Source organism: Allobosea sp. (assembly GCF_036675845.1).
GTDB lineage: Bacteria > Pseudomonadota > Alphaproteobacteria > Rhizobiales > Beijerinckiaceae > Allobosea.
The window spans coordinates 13,292-27,703 of sequence record NZ_JAKFED010000046.1 but is presented as its reverse complement, the minus strand read 5'-3'; the positions used below and the strand labels follow the sequence as shown (position 1 = coordinate 27,703).

The 14,412-nt window shown below is 67.8% G+C and carries 14 protein-coding genes; 5 read left to right on the top strand and 9 right to left on the bottom strand.

Features of this window, described 5'->3' with window-relative positions; translation table 11 throughout:
• A partial coding sequence (locus tag V6M56_RS04710; RefSeq protein ID WP_332681705.1) for a hypothetical protein occupies positions 1 to 474 on the bottom strand: 474 nt, incomplete at its 3' end.
• Positions 475 to 673: 199 nt separating this feature from the next.
• Between V6M56_RS04710 and V6M56_RS04705 the strand changes: the two genes are divergently transcribed.
• Positions 674 to 1,306 (top strand): LysE family translocator, encoded by a 633-nt coding sequence (locus tag V6M56_RS04705; protein ID WP_332681703.1) that lies wholly within the window; start codon positions 674 to 676, stop codon positions 1,304 to 1,306.
• On the opposite strand, the gene V6M56_RS04700 is transcribed toward V6M56_RS04705, so the two are convergent.
• Complete coding sequence (locus V6M56_RS04700) at positions 1,288 to 2,259, bottom strand: LysR substrate-binding domain-containing protein (RefSeq protein WP_332681702.1); 972 nt, start codon at positions 2,257 to 2,259, stop codon at positions 1,288 to 1,290. The genes V6M56_RS04705 and V6M56_RS04700 overlap by 19 nt on opposite strands.
• A gap of 142 nt (positions 2,260 to 2,401) precedes the next feature.
• Between V6M56_RS04700 and V6M56_RS04695 the strand changes: the two genes are divergently transcribed.
• Positions 2,402 to 3,907 (top strand): catalase, encoded by a 1,506-nt coding sequence (locus V6M56_RS04695; RefSeq protein ID WP_332681700.1) that lies wholly within the window; start codon positions 2,402 to 2,404, stop codon positions 3,905 to 3,907.
• A gap of 197 nt (positions 3,908 to 4,104) precedes the next feature.
• Here V6M56_RS04695 and V6M56_RS04690 read toward each other — a convergent pair whose 3' ends face one another.
• Both V6M56_RS04690 and V6M56_RS04685 read right to left on the bottom strand, forming a co-directional pair.
• Positions 4,105 to 4,296 carry a hypothetical protein gene (locus tag V6M56_RS04690; protein ID WP_332681699.1) on the bottom strand — a complete coding sequence of 64 codons (192 nt, stop codon included), beginning with the start codon at positions 4,294 to 4,296 and terminating at the stop codon, positions 4,105 to 4,107.
• Positions 4,297 to 4,528: 232 nt separating this feature from the next.
• Positions 4,529 to 4,813, bottom strand: a complete 285-nt coding sequence (locus V6M56_RS04685; protein ID WP_332681697.1) for an acylphosphatase — start codon at positions 4,811 to 4,813, stop codon at positions 4,529 to 4,531.
• Positions 4,814 to 5,045: 232 nt separating this feature from the next.
• Here V6M56_RS04685 and V6M56_RS04680 point away from each other — a divergent pair, with 232 nt between their 5' ends.
• Entirely contained in the window at positions 5,046 to 6,245 is a 1,200-nt protein-coding gene (locus V6M56_RS04680; RefSeq protein WP_332681706.1) for a M20 family metallopeptidase, read from the top strand.
• 295 nt (positions 6,246 to 6,540) lie between these two features.
• Here the strand turns inward: V6M56_RS04680 and clpB are convergent, their stop codons facing one another.
• Positions 6,541 to 9,162, bottom strand: coding sequence for an ATP-dependent chaperone ClpB (gene clpB, locus V6M56_RS04675; RefSeq protein ID WP_332681696.1), 2,622 nt, complete (start codon positions 9,160 to 9,162; stop codon positions 6,541 to 6,543).
• 146 nt (positions 9,163 to 9,308) lie between these two features.
• On the opposite strand from clpB, the gene V6M56_RS04670 reads away from it, so the two are divergent.
• The gene (locus tag V6M56_RS04670) at positions 9,309 to 9,686 is read left to right on the top strand and encodes a DUF2293 domain-containing protein (RefSeq protein ID WP_332681695.1); all 378 of its coding nucleotides are present in this window, start codon (positions 9,309 to 9,311) and stop codon (positions 9,684 to 9,686) included.
• 108 nt (positions 9,687 to 9,794) lie between these two features.
• Positions 9,795 to 10,586: an MOSC domain-containing protein gene (locus V6M56_RS04665; protein WP_332681693.1), complete on the top strand. Its 792-nt coding sequence runs from the start codon at positions 9,795 to 9,797 to the stop codon at positions 10,584 to 10,586.
• Between the two features lie 61 nt (positions 10,587 to 10,647).
• Here the strand turns inward: V6M56_RS04665 and V6M56_RS04660 are convergent, their stop codons facing one another.
• The 4 genes from V6M56_RS04660 to prfA all read right to left on the bottom strand — a co-directional run bounded on the left by V6M56_RS04660 (position 10,648) and on the right by prfA (position 14,387).
• Positions 10,648 to 11,676, bottom strand: a complete 1,029-nt coding sequence (locus tag V6M56_RS04660; protein WP_332681692.1) for a DUF4167 domain-containing protein — start codon at positions 11,674 to 11,676, stop codon at positions 10,648 to 10,650.
• 393 nt (positions 11,677 to 12,069) lie between these two features.
• A complete protein-coding gene (gene prmC, locus V6M56_RS04655; RefSeq protein ID WP_332681691.1) occupies positions 12,070 to 12,960 on the bottom strand; it encodes a peptide chain release factor N(5)-glutamine methyltransferase in 891 nt (296 codons plus the stop codon).
• Positions 12,961 to 12,990: 30 nt separating this feature from the next.
• Positions 12,991 to 13,242, bottom strand: coding sequence for a hypothetical protein (locus V6M56_RS04650; protein ID WP_332681689.1), 252 nt, complete (start codon positions 13,240 to 13,242; stop codon positions 12,991 to 12,993).
• A gap of 59 nt (positions 13,243 to 13,301) precedes the next feature.
• Entirely contained in the window at positions 13,302 to 14,387 is a 1,086-nt protein-coding gene (gene prfA / locus V6M56_RS04645) for a peptide chain release factor 1 (protein ID WP_332681688.1), read from the bottom strand.
• Between the last annotated feature and the right edge of the window lie 25 nt (positions 14,388 to 14,412).

Below are 14,412 nucleotides of genomic sequence, written 5' to 3'. Positions count from 1 at the left end.
TGACCCGGTCCTGCCGCGTTGCTCGTCGGCCACGGACGCCGTCGTGTTCTGGCTCAGCTTCTGGAACAGGCCGAGGCCGACCATGGCGAGAACCGCCAGCAGGACGAGCAGGGCCGGATAGACAATGTCGGCCATGTCGTTGCGCGCGGCCTTGGTGATCAGCACCAGTGCCTCCAGGCTCAGCGCGATGATGATGATCGTCATGAACTTTGTCAGCGAGCCCCTCGCCTCGGCCGGGCGGCGCCGCTCGCGATCATTGACGACCTCCTCCTCGAACAGGAATTTGCCGACATCGGCGACCGCCACGGCGATGATGACGAGGCCGATCCCGTCGAGCATGGTGTCGAGCGCCGCCTCGCCGGTCCAGAAGCCGGTGAAGCTCCGCACTACCACGACCGCCATCAGCACGACGGCCGCCAGCAGCAGCGCTCCGGCGATGGCGGAGTAAAGGATGCGGCTGAACAGGTTCATCATGGGTGGCTCTGGCGGGCGGGCTCTGGCAGGCGGGCCCTGGGTTGCCGGCGCATGATCGGGGCTAAACCCGGCAGCGGCAAGCGCCGCGTTCGCCCGCCGCGATCATCCAGGCAGTCATGCCGCCGTTGCATGCGGGCCACCTTGCCGGAATCGGCGCCGCCTGTGCATCTTCGCGGCCACCGGATCCGGGGGAAACGCGATGCCCGAACTCTCGACTCTGCTGGCCTTCGCCCTGGTGGCGCTGGGCATGGTGCTGACGCCCGGCCCGAACATGATCTACCTGATCTCGCGCTCGATCGCGCAGGGGCCGATGGCGGGCATGATCTCGCTCGGCGGCATCGCGCTCGGCTTCCTGTTCTACGTCTTCTGCGCCGCCTTCGGCATCACCGCGCTGATCTTCGCCGTGCCTTACGCCTATGATGCGCTGCGGCTGGCGGGGGCGGCCTATCTGCTCTGGCTCGCCTGGCAGGCTTTGCGCCCGGGCGGCCGCTCGCCCTTCCATGTCCGCGACCTGCCGCATGACGGGCCGCGCAAGCTGTTCATGATGGGGCTGCTGACCAGCCTGCTCAATCCGAAGATCGCGATGTTCTACCTGGCGCTGCTGCCGCAGTTCATCGACCCGGCGGCGGGCAGCGTGCTGGCCCAGTCGATCCTGCTCGGGCTGATCCAGATCGTGGTCAGCGTCAGCGTCAACACGCTGATCACCTTCGGCGCCGGCGCCATCGCCCTGTTCCTGCGCACGCGGCCGCTCTGGTCGCTGGCGCAGCGCTGGCTGATGGGCACGCTGCTCGCGGGCTTTGCCCTGCGCATCGCCTATGAGGCGCGGCGCTGAGGCGAAGGCATCCTGAGCGCCTCCGGCTCGATCGGCGCGCTGCCTTCGCGCGGCTCTGCCAGCGCGTTGCCGATCTCGGCGAGGATACGCGCGAGGGCGTGGAAGTCGGATTTCCGGGCCGAGCTCTTGCGCCAGACCAGGCCGATCGAGCGGCTCGGCTCCGGCGCGGCGAAGCGGAACAGCCTGACCGGCATGTCGGGCCGAAGCTCGATCGGCAGCGCCATGGCCGGCAGCAGCGTCGCGCCGAAGCCGTTCGCCACCATCTGCATGATGGTCGAGAGGCTGGAGGCGCCATATTGCCGGCGCGAGCCGAGGCTCGTCGCGCCGCAGAAGCTCAGCGCCTGGTCGCGCAGGCAATGGCCCTCCTCCAGCAGCAGCAGGCTCTCGCCTGACAGCACCGCCTCCGGCGTCAGCGCCGCTTCGTCGCCGCCGGGCGCCGATGGCAGCACCAGGATGAACGCATCGTCGAACAGATGCAGGCTCTCCAGCCCCGGCCGCTCGACCGGCAGCGAGAGCAGCGCGACATCGAGCCGGCCGTCGACGAGGTCGCCGAGCAGGGTCGCCGTCTGCGTCTCGCGCAGGCCGATATCGAGCCCCGGATAGTTCTCCTGCAGGCGCGGCAGCGTCGCCGGCAGCAGATAGGGGGCGATCGAGGGGATCACGCCGAGTTCGAGCCGCCCGGTCAGGACGCTCGGCCGGTGCCGCGCATGGTCGACCAGGTCCTGCGCCTCCATCAGGATCCGTCCGGCCCGCTCGGCGATGTCGCGGCCCGCCTCGGTCAGGGCGACGGCATTGCGCCGGCGCTCGACCAGTTGCGTGCCGAGGAAGCTCTCGAGCTCCTGGATCTGCAGCGACAGCGCCGGCTGGCTGACATGGCATTCGGCGGCGGCCCGGCCGAAATGGCGCTGGCGCGCGACGGCGGCAAAATAGCGTAGCTGTTTCAAGGTGATCATGTCGATAAGATAAACCTATCGAGCGGTGGCGCAAACGGTATTGGACATCATCGTCGCGATGACCTGTTACTTCCTCCAATTCCAGCATGGCCGCCGCTTCGGCCGGCCTGCTGGATCCCGGTGGGTAGAGGTGGAGGACAAGATGTCGAAGAACGAGATCATGCGGACGTCGGCCGGCGCGCCGATCCCGGACAACCAGAATTCCGTCACCGCCGGCGAGCGCGGCCCGGTCCTGATGCAGGACTACCAGCTGATCGAGAAGCTGGCGCACCAGAACCGCGAGCGCATCCCCGAGCGCGCCGTGCACGCCAAGGGCTGGGGCGCCTATGGCACGCTGACCATCACCGGTGACATCTCGAAATACACCAAGGCCAAGGCGCTCCAGCCCGGCGCCGTGACGCCGATGCTGGCGCGCTTCTCGACGGTCGCCGGCGAGCTCGGCGCCGCCGACGCCGAGCGCGACGTGCGTGGCTTCGCGCTGAAGTTCTACACCCAGGACGGCAATTGGGATCTGGTCGGCAACAACACGCCGGTCTTCTTCGTGCGCGATCCAGTCAAGTTCCCCGACTTCATCCACACCCAGAAGCGCCACCCCAAGACCAATATGCGCTCGCCGACGGCGATGTGGGACTTCTGGTCGCTCAGCCCCGAGAGCCTGCACCAGGTCACCATCCTGATGTCCGATCGCGGCCTGCCGACCGATGTGCGCCACATCAACGGCTATGGCTCGCACACCTATTCCTTCTGGAACGACAGCGGCGAACGCTACTGGATCAAGTTCCACTTCAAGACCCTGCAGGGTCACAGGCACTGGACCAATGACGAGGCGGCGGCGGTCGTCGGCAAGAGCCGCGAGACCACGCAGGAGGACCTCTACAACGCGCTGGAGCGCGGCGAGTATCCGCGCTGGAAGGTGCAGGTCCAGATCATGCCGGAGCTCGACGCCGACAAGACCTCCTACAACCCCTTCGACCTGACCAAGGTCTGGCCGCATGCCGAGTACCCGCCGATCGACATCGGCGTGATGGAGCTCAACCGCAATCCGGAGAACTATTTCGCCGAGATCGAGAACGCGGCCTTCTCACCGTCGAACATCGTGCCGGGCATCGGCTTCTCGCCCGACAAGATGCTGCAGGCCCGCGTCTTCTCCTATGCCGATGCCCATCGCCACCGGCTCGGCACGCATTACGAGAACATACCCGTAAACCAGGCGAAAATCCCGGTGCACCACTATCACCGCGACGGCCAGATGAACACTTATGGCGGCATCAAGACGGGCAATCCCGACGCCTATTACGAGCCGAACTCCTTCGGCGGCCCGGTCGAGGAGCCGTCGGCCAAGGAGCCGCCGCTGCGCATCGACGGCGCTGCCGACCGCTACAACCACCGCATCGGCAATGACGATTATTCGCAGCCGCGCGCCCTGTTCAACCTGTTCGACCAGGCCCAGAAGGAGCGCCTGTTCTCCAACATCGCCGCGGCGATGGGCGGCATCCCGCAGGAGATCGAGGAGCGCCAGCTCGGCCATTTCGACAAGATCCACCCGGACTACGGCAATGGCGTGCGCCGGGCGCTGGCCAAGGCGGACGGGCGCGAACGTCGGGGCATTTCGGTGACCGAGGGCACGCCGCAGCGCGCGGCCGAGTAAGTCGGACCTTTCACGAGGCGCCGGTGCGGGCCTCGTCACATCCAAGGCTCGCCGGCTGTCCGGCGGGCCTTTTCTATTGGGCCATGGGTGTCAAGCCACCGACGTAGCGAATGTCATAGTTGGGGGCGGAAGCGGTCATTGTTCTGCGGCCAAAAGAGGGGCGTTTCAGGCTCGCACCAGAGGTGGAATGGAGCATCTCAATCCCGCCACAGATACCCGATTGCTGAGAATGCGACCGGCAAGCCAATCAAAGCGCCAAATATCAGGCCGACAAAAAATGAATACTCATTAATATGGTAAAAGAAATAGCTCCCCAAAAAAGCACCAATGATGCTGCAGGCACTCCAAACAGCAATGAAAATCGGCGTTGTGAGTAAGGCTCTGATCATGAAAAGCCTGCTGCGATGGATAGTTTACTGCTCGCTCCCCCGAAGACAATTCGCTTGAATTGGAGCACCGCTCGGAGAAGTATTACCTCGTTGAAGCGGAGGCACAAGGTCGGGAATGGGTCATGAGCGGACTGTTCCGCCAGGTCCTTTTGTTGTCGCGCCCGTTGCGGAGGGCTGCAGTGTCGCGAGCTCGGCGGCGATGCGAGCTTTGAACCGGCTCTTCGCGCGCCCTTTAGATGCTGCGCGCAATCGTGAAATCCTCGCTCGCATGGTCGGCTGCTGACGCCGAGGCCTCGCGGCGGTCGATGTCTGCGACCTTGGCGCCGAGCGGTCCCTTTCTCGCCTCGGCGACCAACGCCTCCACTGCTTCCGGCGCCCCGGAAAGAACGGCCTCCACGGTGCCGTCGCTCCGGTTGCGCACCCAGCCGGTCACCCCGGCGGCGAGCGCGCGCTCTCGCAGCCACTGCCGGTAGCCGACGCCTTGAACCAGGCCTGAAATGACGATGTGGAGATTCATCCTCGCATCCTCTCCCGCAGAGCGCCGTGAATTCCGAGCCGAACGCTGCCTGAATGCCGCCTTCTGTATGATTGTATGGCTGATGACGGCCTTCAGAAGGCGAAGCAGACGACGGATCTACCGGAAAAGCGGGGAGGACCGGCGCGAATGCCGGTTCCCTGTCGTCGCGTCGATGCTCTAGATTTGGCTCCCTTCGCATTCGGAACCATAGAGAGCGCCGACGATGAGCGAGATGACGCCCGAAGAAGCCCGCATTACCGCCTGGCTTGGCGAGCGCCGGCAGGCGATGATCGACCTGCTGCGCGAGATGGTCGACACCGATTCCGGCTCCTATGACAAGGCCGGCGTCGACCGGGCCGGGCAAGTTCTGGCGCGCTTCCATGAGAAGAACGGGCTTGTCGTCGAGATCGTGCCCGATGCTCGCTATGGCGACGCGGTCAAGGCGCGCCTGCCCAATCCTGCCGCCAACGACCAGCGGCCGGTGCTGCTGCTCGGGCATCGCGACACCGTCTTCCCCGAGGGCGAGCCGACGCGCCGGCCCTTCACCGTCAAGGACGGGCGCGCCTATGGGCCGGGCGTCGCCGACATGAAGGCCGGGCTGGTGATCGAAGCCTTCGTCGCCGCCGCCTTCTCCGCCTGCGGGGGCTTGAAGGCGCCGCTGATGATGCTGACCACCAGCGACGAGGAGATCGCCTCGCCCTCCTCGCGCCCGGTGATCGAGGCGGCGGCGCGCGAGGCGCGCTGCGTCTTCAACGCCGAGCCGAGCCGGCTGCCGGCCGGGACGGAGTTTTCGCGCGACCGCAAGCAGTCGATCACCAGCGGCCGCAAGGGCGGCGTCTTCATGCGGGCCGAGTTCCTCGGCAAGGCGGCCCATTCCGGCGCGAATTACGAGAAGGGCGTCTCGGCCATCGTCGATCTCGGCCACAAGATCCCGCGGCTGCAGGGCCTGACCGATCTTGCCGCCGGCGTCACCGTCAATGTCGGGCTGATCGGCGGCGGCCAGACGGTCAACACCGTCGCCCCGCATGCCTGGTGCGAGATCGATTTGCGCTACCGGACCAAGGCCCAGCGCGACGAGCTGGTCGCCGCCATCCGCGCCATCGTCGAGACGCCGGTGGTCGAGGGCTCGTCGGCCAGGCTCATCATCAAGGGCGAGTTCCTGCCGCTGGAGACCACAGCGGAATCGGCCGCGCTCTATGAGGCCTATCGCGACGCGGCGGCCGGGCTCGGCATCGCCGTGACGGCCGAATACACCGGCGGCTGCGCCGATTCCGGCTTCACCGCGGCGCAGGGCTGCCCGACGCTGTGCAGCGTCGGGCCCATAGGCGGCATGGCCCATACGCCGGACGAGTTCCTCGAGGTCGAGAGCATCGTCCCGGCGGCGCAGACGCTGGCGCTGGCAGTGATGCGCACCGCGGCGCGGATGGAGTGAGGTCCGGAACCGCGTCATGCTCGCATGGCTGTCCGGCTGGCGGTGACGATCGAAGCGCGGGGAACCCTCTCCTGTAAGGAGAGGGCAGGGTGAGGTGTAGGCCGTTGGACCAGTGCCGCGAGCGCTCGCAGCGTGGTCGGGTTCAGGCTAACGATCTCCCTCCCGCATACCTCACCCCTGCCCTCTCCTTACAGGAGAGGGGTTCCCCGCGCCGGTCCCGTTTGTCATCGCCTGCTGGAGAGCATAAAAAAGGGCGCCGCTTTCGCGGCGCCCTTCGCATTGATGCAGCCGAGACTCAGTTCAGCGCCACGCCTGCCGGCCGGCCTTCGCGCGCGGCCGGGAACTCGCCGAGCATCAGCCCGGCCGGGCCGACCGTCAGCGGCACGCTGTCGCCGTCGCGGACGGTGCCGGCGAGCAGCAGCTCGGCCAGCGGGTCCTGCACCGACTTCTGGATCACCCGCTTCAGCGGGCGCGCGCCATAGGCCGGGTCGTAGCCCTTGTCGGCCAGCCAGTCGCGGGCCTCGTCGGAGAGCTCGAGCGTGATCTTGCGATCGACCAGGAGCTTGTCGAGGCGAGCCATCTGGATGTCGACGATCGCACCCATATCGGCCCGCCGCAGGCGGTGAAACAGGATGATGTCGTCGATCCGGTTGAGGAACTCCGGCCGGAAGGCGTGGCGCACCACGCCCATCACCTCGTCGCGCACCGCGTCGCTGTCCTCGCCCTCAGGCTGGTTCACCAGATATTCCGAGCCGAGATTCGAGGTCATGATGATCAGCACGTTGCGGAAGTCGACCGTGCGGCCCTGGCCGTCGGTCAGGCGGCCGTCGTCGAGCACCTGCAGCAGGACGTTGAACACGTCCGGATGCGCCTTCTCGACCTCGTCGAACAGCACGACCTGATAGGGCCGGCGCCGCACCGCTTCGGTCAGCGCGCCGCCTTCCTCATAGCCGACATAGCCCGGAGGGGCGCCGATCAGCCGGCTGACCGAGTGCTTCTCCATGTATTCCGACATGTCGAGCCGGACCATCGCCGTCTCGTCGTCGAACAGGAAGGCCGCCAGGGCTTTCGTCAGCTCGGTCTTGCCGACGCCGGTCGGTCCGAGGAACATGAACGAGCCGATCGGCCGGTTCGGGTCCTGCAAGCCGGCACGCGCGCGCCTGACGGCCTTGGAAACCGCCTCGACCGCCTCCTCCTGGCCGACGACGCGACGGCCGAGGCTCTCCTCCATGCGGAGCAGCTTGTCCTTCTCGCCTTCCAGCATCCGGTCGACCGGCACGCCGGTCCAGCGGCTGACCACCTGCGCGACATGGTCCGGCGTCACCGCCTCCTCGACCATGCCGGACGAGTCGCCGATCGCCTCGATCTCGGTGAGCATCTTCTCGAGCTGCGGGATCTCGCCATAGGCCAGCTCGCCGGCGCGCTGGTACTCGCCCTTGCGCTGCGCCTGTGCCAGCTCGTTGCGGGCATTGTCGAGCTTCGTCTTGATCTCCGCCGCCTGGCCGAGCTTGTCCTTCTCGGCCTTCCAGCGTGCGGTGATCGTCGCCGAGCGGGCTTCCAGTTCGGTGAGTTCGGATTCGAGACGCCGCAGCCGCTCCTGCGAGCCGGCATCGCTCTCCTTCTTCAGCGCCTCCTGCTCGATGCGCAGCCGGACGATCTCGCGGTCGATCGAGTCGAGCTCTTCGGGCTTGGAATCGACCTGCATGCGCAGGCGCGCCGAGGCCTCGTCGACGAGGTCGATCGCCTTGTCCGGCAGGAAGCGGTCGGCGATGTAGCGGCTCGACAAGGTCGTTGCCGCGACCAGCGCCGAATCGGTGATGCGGACGCGGTGGTGCTGCTCGTATTTCTCCTTCAGCCCGCGCAGGATCGAGATCGTGTCCTCGACGCTGGGCTCGTCGACGAAGACGGGCTGGAAGCGCCGTGCCAGCGCCGCGTCCTTCTCGACATATTTCCGGTACTCGTCGAGCGTGGTCGCGCCGATGCAGTGCAGCTCGCCGCGCGCCAGAGCCGGCTTCAGCAAGTTGGAGGCGTCCATCGCGCCGTCGGCCTTGCCGGCGCCGACCAGGGTGTGCATCTCGTCGATGAACAGGACGACGCCGCCGGCCGCGGCCGAGACCTCGGAGAGCACGGCCTTCAGCCGCTCCTCGAACTCGCCGCGATATTTCGCGCCGGCGATCAGCGAGCCCATGTCGAGGGCCAGCAGCTCCTTGTCCTTCAGGCTTTCGGGCACGTCGCCATTGACGATGCGCAGCGCCAGGCCCTCGGCGATCGCGGTCTTGCCGACGCCGGGCTCGCCGATCAGGACGGGGTTGTTCTTGGTCCGACGCGACAGCACCTGGATGGTGCGGCGGATTTCCTCGTCGCGGCCGATCACCGGGTCGAGCTTGCCCTCGCGGGCGGCCGCCGTCAGGTCGCGCGCATATTTCTTCAGCGCGTCATAGCCCTGCTCGGCCGACGCGGAATCGGCGGTGCGGCCCTTGCGGATCGCCTCGATCGCGCTGTTGAGCCCCTGCGGCGTGACGCCGGCCTTGGCCAGCACCTTGCCGGCCTCGGTCTCCTTCTCGATCGCCAGCGCCAGCAACAGGCGCTCGACCGTGACGAAGCTGTCGCCGGCCTTTTCCGCCGCCTTCTCGGCCGTGCCGAAAACGCGCGCCAGCTGCGGCGTCAGCTGCGGGGCGCCGGCACCGGCGCCGCTGACCTTGGGCAGCTTCGCCAGGGAGGCGTCGACCATCTGCTTGGCAAGGCGCGACTGGCCGCCGGCGCGGTCGATCAGCCCTGCGGCCATGCCTTCGCCATCGTCGAGCAGCGCCTTCAGCAGGTGCTCTGGCGTGAATTGCGGGTGACCCTCGCGCATCGCGATGGTCTGTGCCGCCTGGAGGAAGCCCTTGGCCCGATCGGTGTATTTCTCGATGTCCATCAATGTTTCTCCGCCCGCCGGTCGCGCCCCGTGGCGGCGGAGCCGGCTGCCTTTCGTCAGGATGAGGCCCCCTGTCGGGCGACCTCTCGCCCAGAGAGATAGGTGTTGCATCCGGGCAACGGAAGAGGGGGGCGGCATGATCGGGATTGACGGCGCTCCTCCCGGCCGCCCAGCCTGCCGCCATGGTTGGAACGCGGCGGCAACAGGCGATTCGCAAGGCGCTGCGGGCGCTCGCGCCGGGCATCCCCTTGCTCGATGCCGAGGCCGTGCTGACGCTGGCCGGACGCAACCACATGAAGGCCCTGCCGCCCGCGACGGCGCTCTGGCTGGCGCTCGGCAGCCATGTCCGCCACAGCCACACCGATTACGACCGGCTGCTCGCCGAGGGCTATGACCGCGACGCGGCCCGTTTTTTCGTGGCGGACGAGACTGACGACGTGCTGTCGGGCTGGGGCTGCCAGCGCTCGGTCGCCGATGGCGAGGAAGACGAGGCTGCCGCCGCAGCGCTTGGCGAGCCGGGCTGATCGAACCCATGCAGGCATTTCATCGATTGCCGGTCACCCGGCGCTAGATCGCCGGCGCTCCGGCGTGCCAAGCTCCCCATCCCGGCCGAGCTTTCCAAGGACAAGATCATGCGCGTGGCATCGCTGTACCGCTATCCGGTCAAGGGTCTCTCGCCGGAGCGGCTGGCGGGCGCGGCGCTGGCGTCCGGCGGCTATTTTCCCGGCGACCGGCTCTTCGCCATCGAGAACGGCCCGTCGGGCTTCGATCCGGCCGCGCCGGTGCACCAGCCCAAGATCAAATACCTGATGCTGATGCGCAACGAGTCGCTGGCGCGGCTGAAGACCCTCCATGACGATGCCAGCGGCGAGCTGGTGATCGCGCAGGAGGGGCGCGAGGTCCTGCGGATCGACCCTGCCAGTCCCGAAGGCCGGGAACGGCTCGCCGTCTTCTTCGAGGGCTTCATGCCGGACGAGCTGCGCGGCCGGCCGCGGCTGCTCGCCGCCCCGGAAGGCTACCGCTTCACCGATTCGCGCTCGGGCTTCGTCTCGATCATCAATCTGGCAAGCGTCGCCGATCTTGAAGCCCGCATGGGCGTCGCCATCGATCCGCTGCGCTTCCGCGGCAATGTCCTGGTCGAGGGCCTTCCCGCCTGGGCCGAGAACGATCTGGTCGGCCGGGAGCTGGAGGGGCCGGCGGGCCTGCGCCTGCAGGTGATCAAGCGGATCGAGCGCTGCGCGGCGACCAATGTCGATCCGGCCACCGGCATCCGCGACCTGCAGATCCCCAGGGCGCTGATGCAGGCCTATGGCCATGTCGATTGCGGCATCTATTGCCGCGTCCTCGCCGGCGGCAGCCTCGCCCAGGGCGCACGGCTGGAGCCGGTCGCCGCGACCGAGCCGGTTACGGCCGGCATCGCCTGACACGAAAAAGGGCCCTTGCGGGCCCTCATCCGTTGATCGGTCTTCGATCAGTCGCGGCGGCTCATTCGGCCGCGGTGTCGCTGTCGGAGCCGAGCGCGTCCATGACCTCGCGCGGCGAGCGGCGGCGGCCGCGCGGGCGCTTGGGCTTCTCCTCGGACGTTTCGGACTCGCTGGCCGGAGCAGGGGCGACCGGTGCAGGCGCCGGAGCGGCGGCTGCCGGCTCGTCGGCCGCGATGGCGATCGGCACGCGCGTCGGCGTCGTCAGGAAGGCCGGCAGTGCGGCTGCGGTTTCCTGCTCGGTATCGACCGCCGGCACGGCCTCGCGGCGGGGCCGGCGTTCGGCCCGGGGCTGCCGCTCGGGCCGCTCGGGGCGCCGCTCGGCCTGGCTCGGAGCCGGGGCGAGGTCGGGCTGCTCGGCGCCGGGCTGCGCTTCCGGCCGCGGCGCATAGGGGGCCGGCTGGCCGTCCTGGCGCTGCTCGAAGCGACGCTCGCCGCGCTCGGGCCGCTCGTTGCGGTCGAAGCGGCGCGGGCCGTTGCGCTGTTCCTGGCCACGGTCCTGGCCACGGTCCTGGTTGCGGTCGAAATTGCGATCCTGGCTGCGATTCGGCCGTTCGAAGCGCTGGCCGCCGCCGGGCTGGCCTTCGCCGCCCTCGCCGTCCTGGCGCTGTCCGGCATGGCCGTTGACGCCGCCATGATTGCCGTTGAACTGCTGGCGCTCGGGCGGCTGCTGCTGGCCGCCGGCCTGGAAGCTGCCCTCCTCCTCGCCTTCCTCCTCGCCCTCGTCGGGGTCGTCGCTGAAGGCGCGGTTGGGCGGGAAGCTGTGGCCGAATTGCTGGGCCATCTGCTCCTGAGCGGCGAGCAGGATGCGGTAATAGTGCTCGGCGTGCTGGAAATAGTTCTCCGCCGCGACCGGGTCACCCGAAGACTGGGCATCGCGTGCGAGCTGGAGGTACTTCTCCGCGACATGCTGAGCCGTGCCCCTGACCTTGACGTCGGGGCCGTTCGACTCGTAGCTCCGCTGCAACGGGTTAGGAGATTTCCGGTTGCCGCTATTGCTGTTGTTATTGTTATTGTTGTTACGGCCGCGCATGCGCCGGTTCTGACCTGGTCTCATTCGCGTCAATCTCGCGTTCTGTTCATTCTAAGCAACCTTGCAAGGGCGTCACGTGCACCGTGACGCGCGGCGGGTTGCGACGCCGCGCTGAGGCAATCCGACCTGAATGGGCTCTGCGCCGATATTGGTCTTCACGCGCTCTTTCCAACGGAGCTTCTGCAGCTCCCGACCTGAGCGGCAATCCGGCACGCTCTGGAGTCTCGGTCTCGCTGTGTCAGTAACGTCGGTCCTGGCAGTGATCCGAAAGCCAGGCCGGTTCGCTGGACCTTGCTAAAGGTTATGTGCTGACGACACCGTCTTCAAGACCCTGCGTGCATAACCGGTTTCCGTCGCCCTTCCAAGCAAATTCGCGCAAAAAACTGTGCAGGATCATATTTCCCCGGCGAAGACGAGGGCGCGGCTATGGCCGCCGAGATCGCGATGGGAGCGCAGATGGCGCAGCCCGGCCGCTGTCATCAAGGCTCGCACCCGGTCTTCCTGGCCGGCGCCGATCTCCAATACCGCCCGCCCTCCGGCCGCGAGCCGGGCGGGCAGCAGGGCGGCGAGATCGCGGTAGGCGTCGAGCCCGTCCGCTCCGCCATCGAGCGCCAGCAGCGGGTCGTGCTCGCGCACCCCGGCATCGAGCAGGGCGATCTCGGCGCTGGCGATATAAGGCGGATTCGACAGGACGAGGTCGAAGCGTTCGCTCAGGCCCTCGTCCCAGCGCGCCCGCCGGAACTGCGCACGCTCCGAGACGCGGTTGCGCGCGGCATTGCCGGCGGCGGTCGCGAGCGCGTCGTCCGACAGGTCGACGCCGATGCCGCGCGCCTGCGGGAATTCGCTGAGCGCTGCGATCAGCAGGCAGCCGGTGCCGGTACCGAGATCGAGGATGTTCAGGGCTTCATGCCGCCGTGTGCCGAGATGATCCAGCGCCGCCCCGATCAGGGTCTCGCTGTCGGGGCGGGGCTCCAAGGTGCCGGGGGAAAGCGCGAAGCTCAGCCCCCAGAATTCACGCGCGCCGAGAATGCGCCAGAGCGGTTCGCCGGCGAGGCGGCGCTCGAGGGCGGCGCGCAGCCTAAGCACGGCCGGCTCGTCGAGCTTTGCTCCGCTGCCAGCAAGATCCTCGCCCGCCAAATCCTCGATCAGGATTCGCGCCTCGAACGCCGCATCGGCGATGCCGGCCTGGCGCAGGACACGCGCGAGCGCGATCCTGGCGGTCGTAGCGTCTTCACCCGCCGCCGGGAAGGCGGCGGGTTGGACTGGCGGATCGATATCGTTCAAGCGAATCCTTCGCGCCGGCCGAGCGGCGCATCAATTGCCCTGCATCTGCTCCTGGATGCAGGCGTTGACCTTGATCTTCAGTGCGGACTTGCCCTCCCTAGCGCCGCGGAACTGGCGCTGGCAATCCTGACGTGCCTGCTTCTCGGTCTTCGCCTTCTGCAGGTGCGCCGGCTCGCCGCTGAAGACCTTGCGCGCCGTCTGCGCTCCGGTCTGAGCCGCGGCCGCCAGCGGCGTCAGCGCGATGGCGGCGGCGATGGCGATGCTGCCGAACAGGACTCTCATGACGTTCCTCCCCAAATTGAGCGAGTGATGTCGGCTCAACGTGCGAAACGCGCGAAAGTTCACACGCTGCCCTGCTCGGCGAGCAGTTCCGCCTGGCGCGCGGCGGTCAGCGCATCGATGATCTCGTCCAGCACCAGCCCCTGCATCATCTCGTCGAGCTTGTAGAGCGTCAGGTTGATGCGGTGGTCGGTGACGCGCCCCTGCGGGAAGTTGTAGGTGCGGATGCGCTCCGAGCGGTCGCCGGAGCCGACCTGCGAGCGCCGGTCGGCCGAGCGCTCGGCATCGGCGCGGCTGCGCTCCATGTCGTAGATCTTGGCGCGCATCAGCTCATAGGCGCGCGCCTTGTTCTTGTGCTGCGAGCGCTCGTCCTGGACCAGCACCACGATGCCGCTCGGGATATGGGTCAGCCGCACCGCCGATTCGGTCTTGTTGACGTGCTGGCCGCCGGCGCCCTGGGCCCGCATCGTGTCGATGCGCAAATCCTTCTCCTCGAGCACGACGTCGACCTCGCCGGCCAGCGGCAGCATCGCCACGGTGGCGGCCGAGGTGTGGATGCGCCCGCTGGTCTCGGTGTCGGGCACGCGCTGCACCCGGTGCACGCCCGACTCGTATTTGAGCCGGGCATAGACGCCCTTGCCGGAAATCTCGGCGATGACCTCCTTGAAGCCGCCGACCGTGCCTTCGCTCTCCGAGAGGATGTCGACGCTCCAGCCCTTCTGGGCGGCGTGGCGCTGATACATGCGCAGCAGATCGCCGGCGAAGAGCGAGGCCTCGTCGCCGCCGGTGCCGGCCCGGATCTCGAGGATGACGCCGCGCTCGTCGGCCGCGTCCTTCGGCAGCAGCGCGATCAGGATCTCGCGGCCGCGCGCCTCGATCTCGGCGCGGGCATGGTCGCGCTCCTCATAGGCGAGGTCGCGCATCTCGGCATCGGTCGCCGGGTCGTCGATCAGGGCGAGGGCTTCCTCGAGCGAGCCCTGAGCCTTGCGCCAGGCGGCGATCGCCGCGACCACCGGATCGAGTTCCGCCAGTTCCTTGGCGAGCTCGACGACGCGGGTCGGCTCGCTGGCATGGTTGATCGCATCGCTGGCCGCGGCATGGCGGGCGACGATGCCGTCGAGGCGGTCTTGCGGGAGAGGGAGCGACATGGCGATGGTACGATCTTGCTGGAAA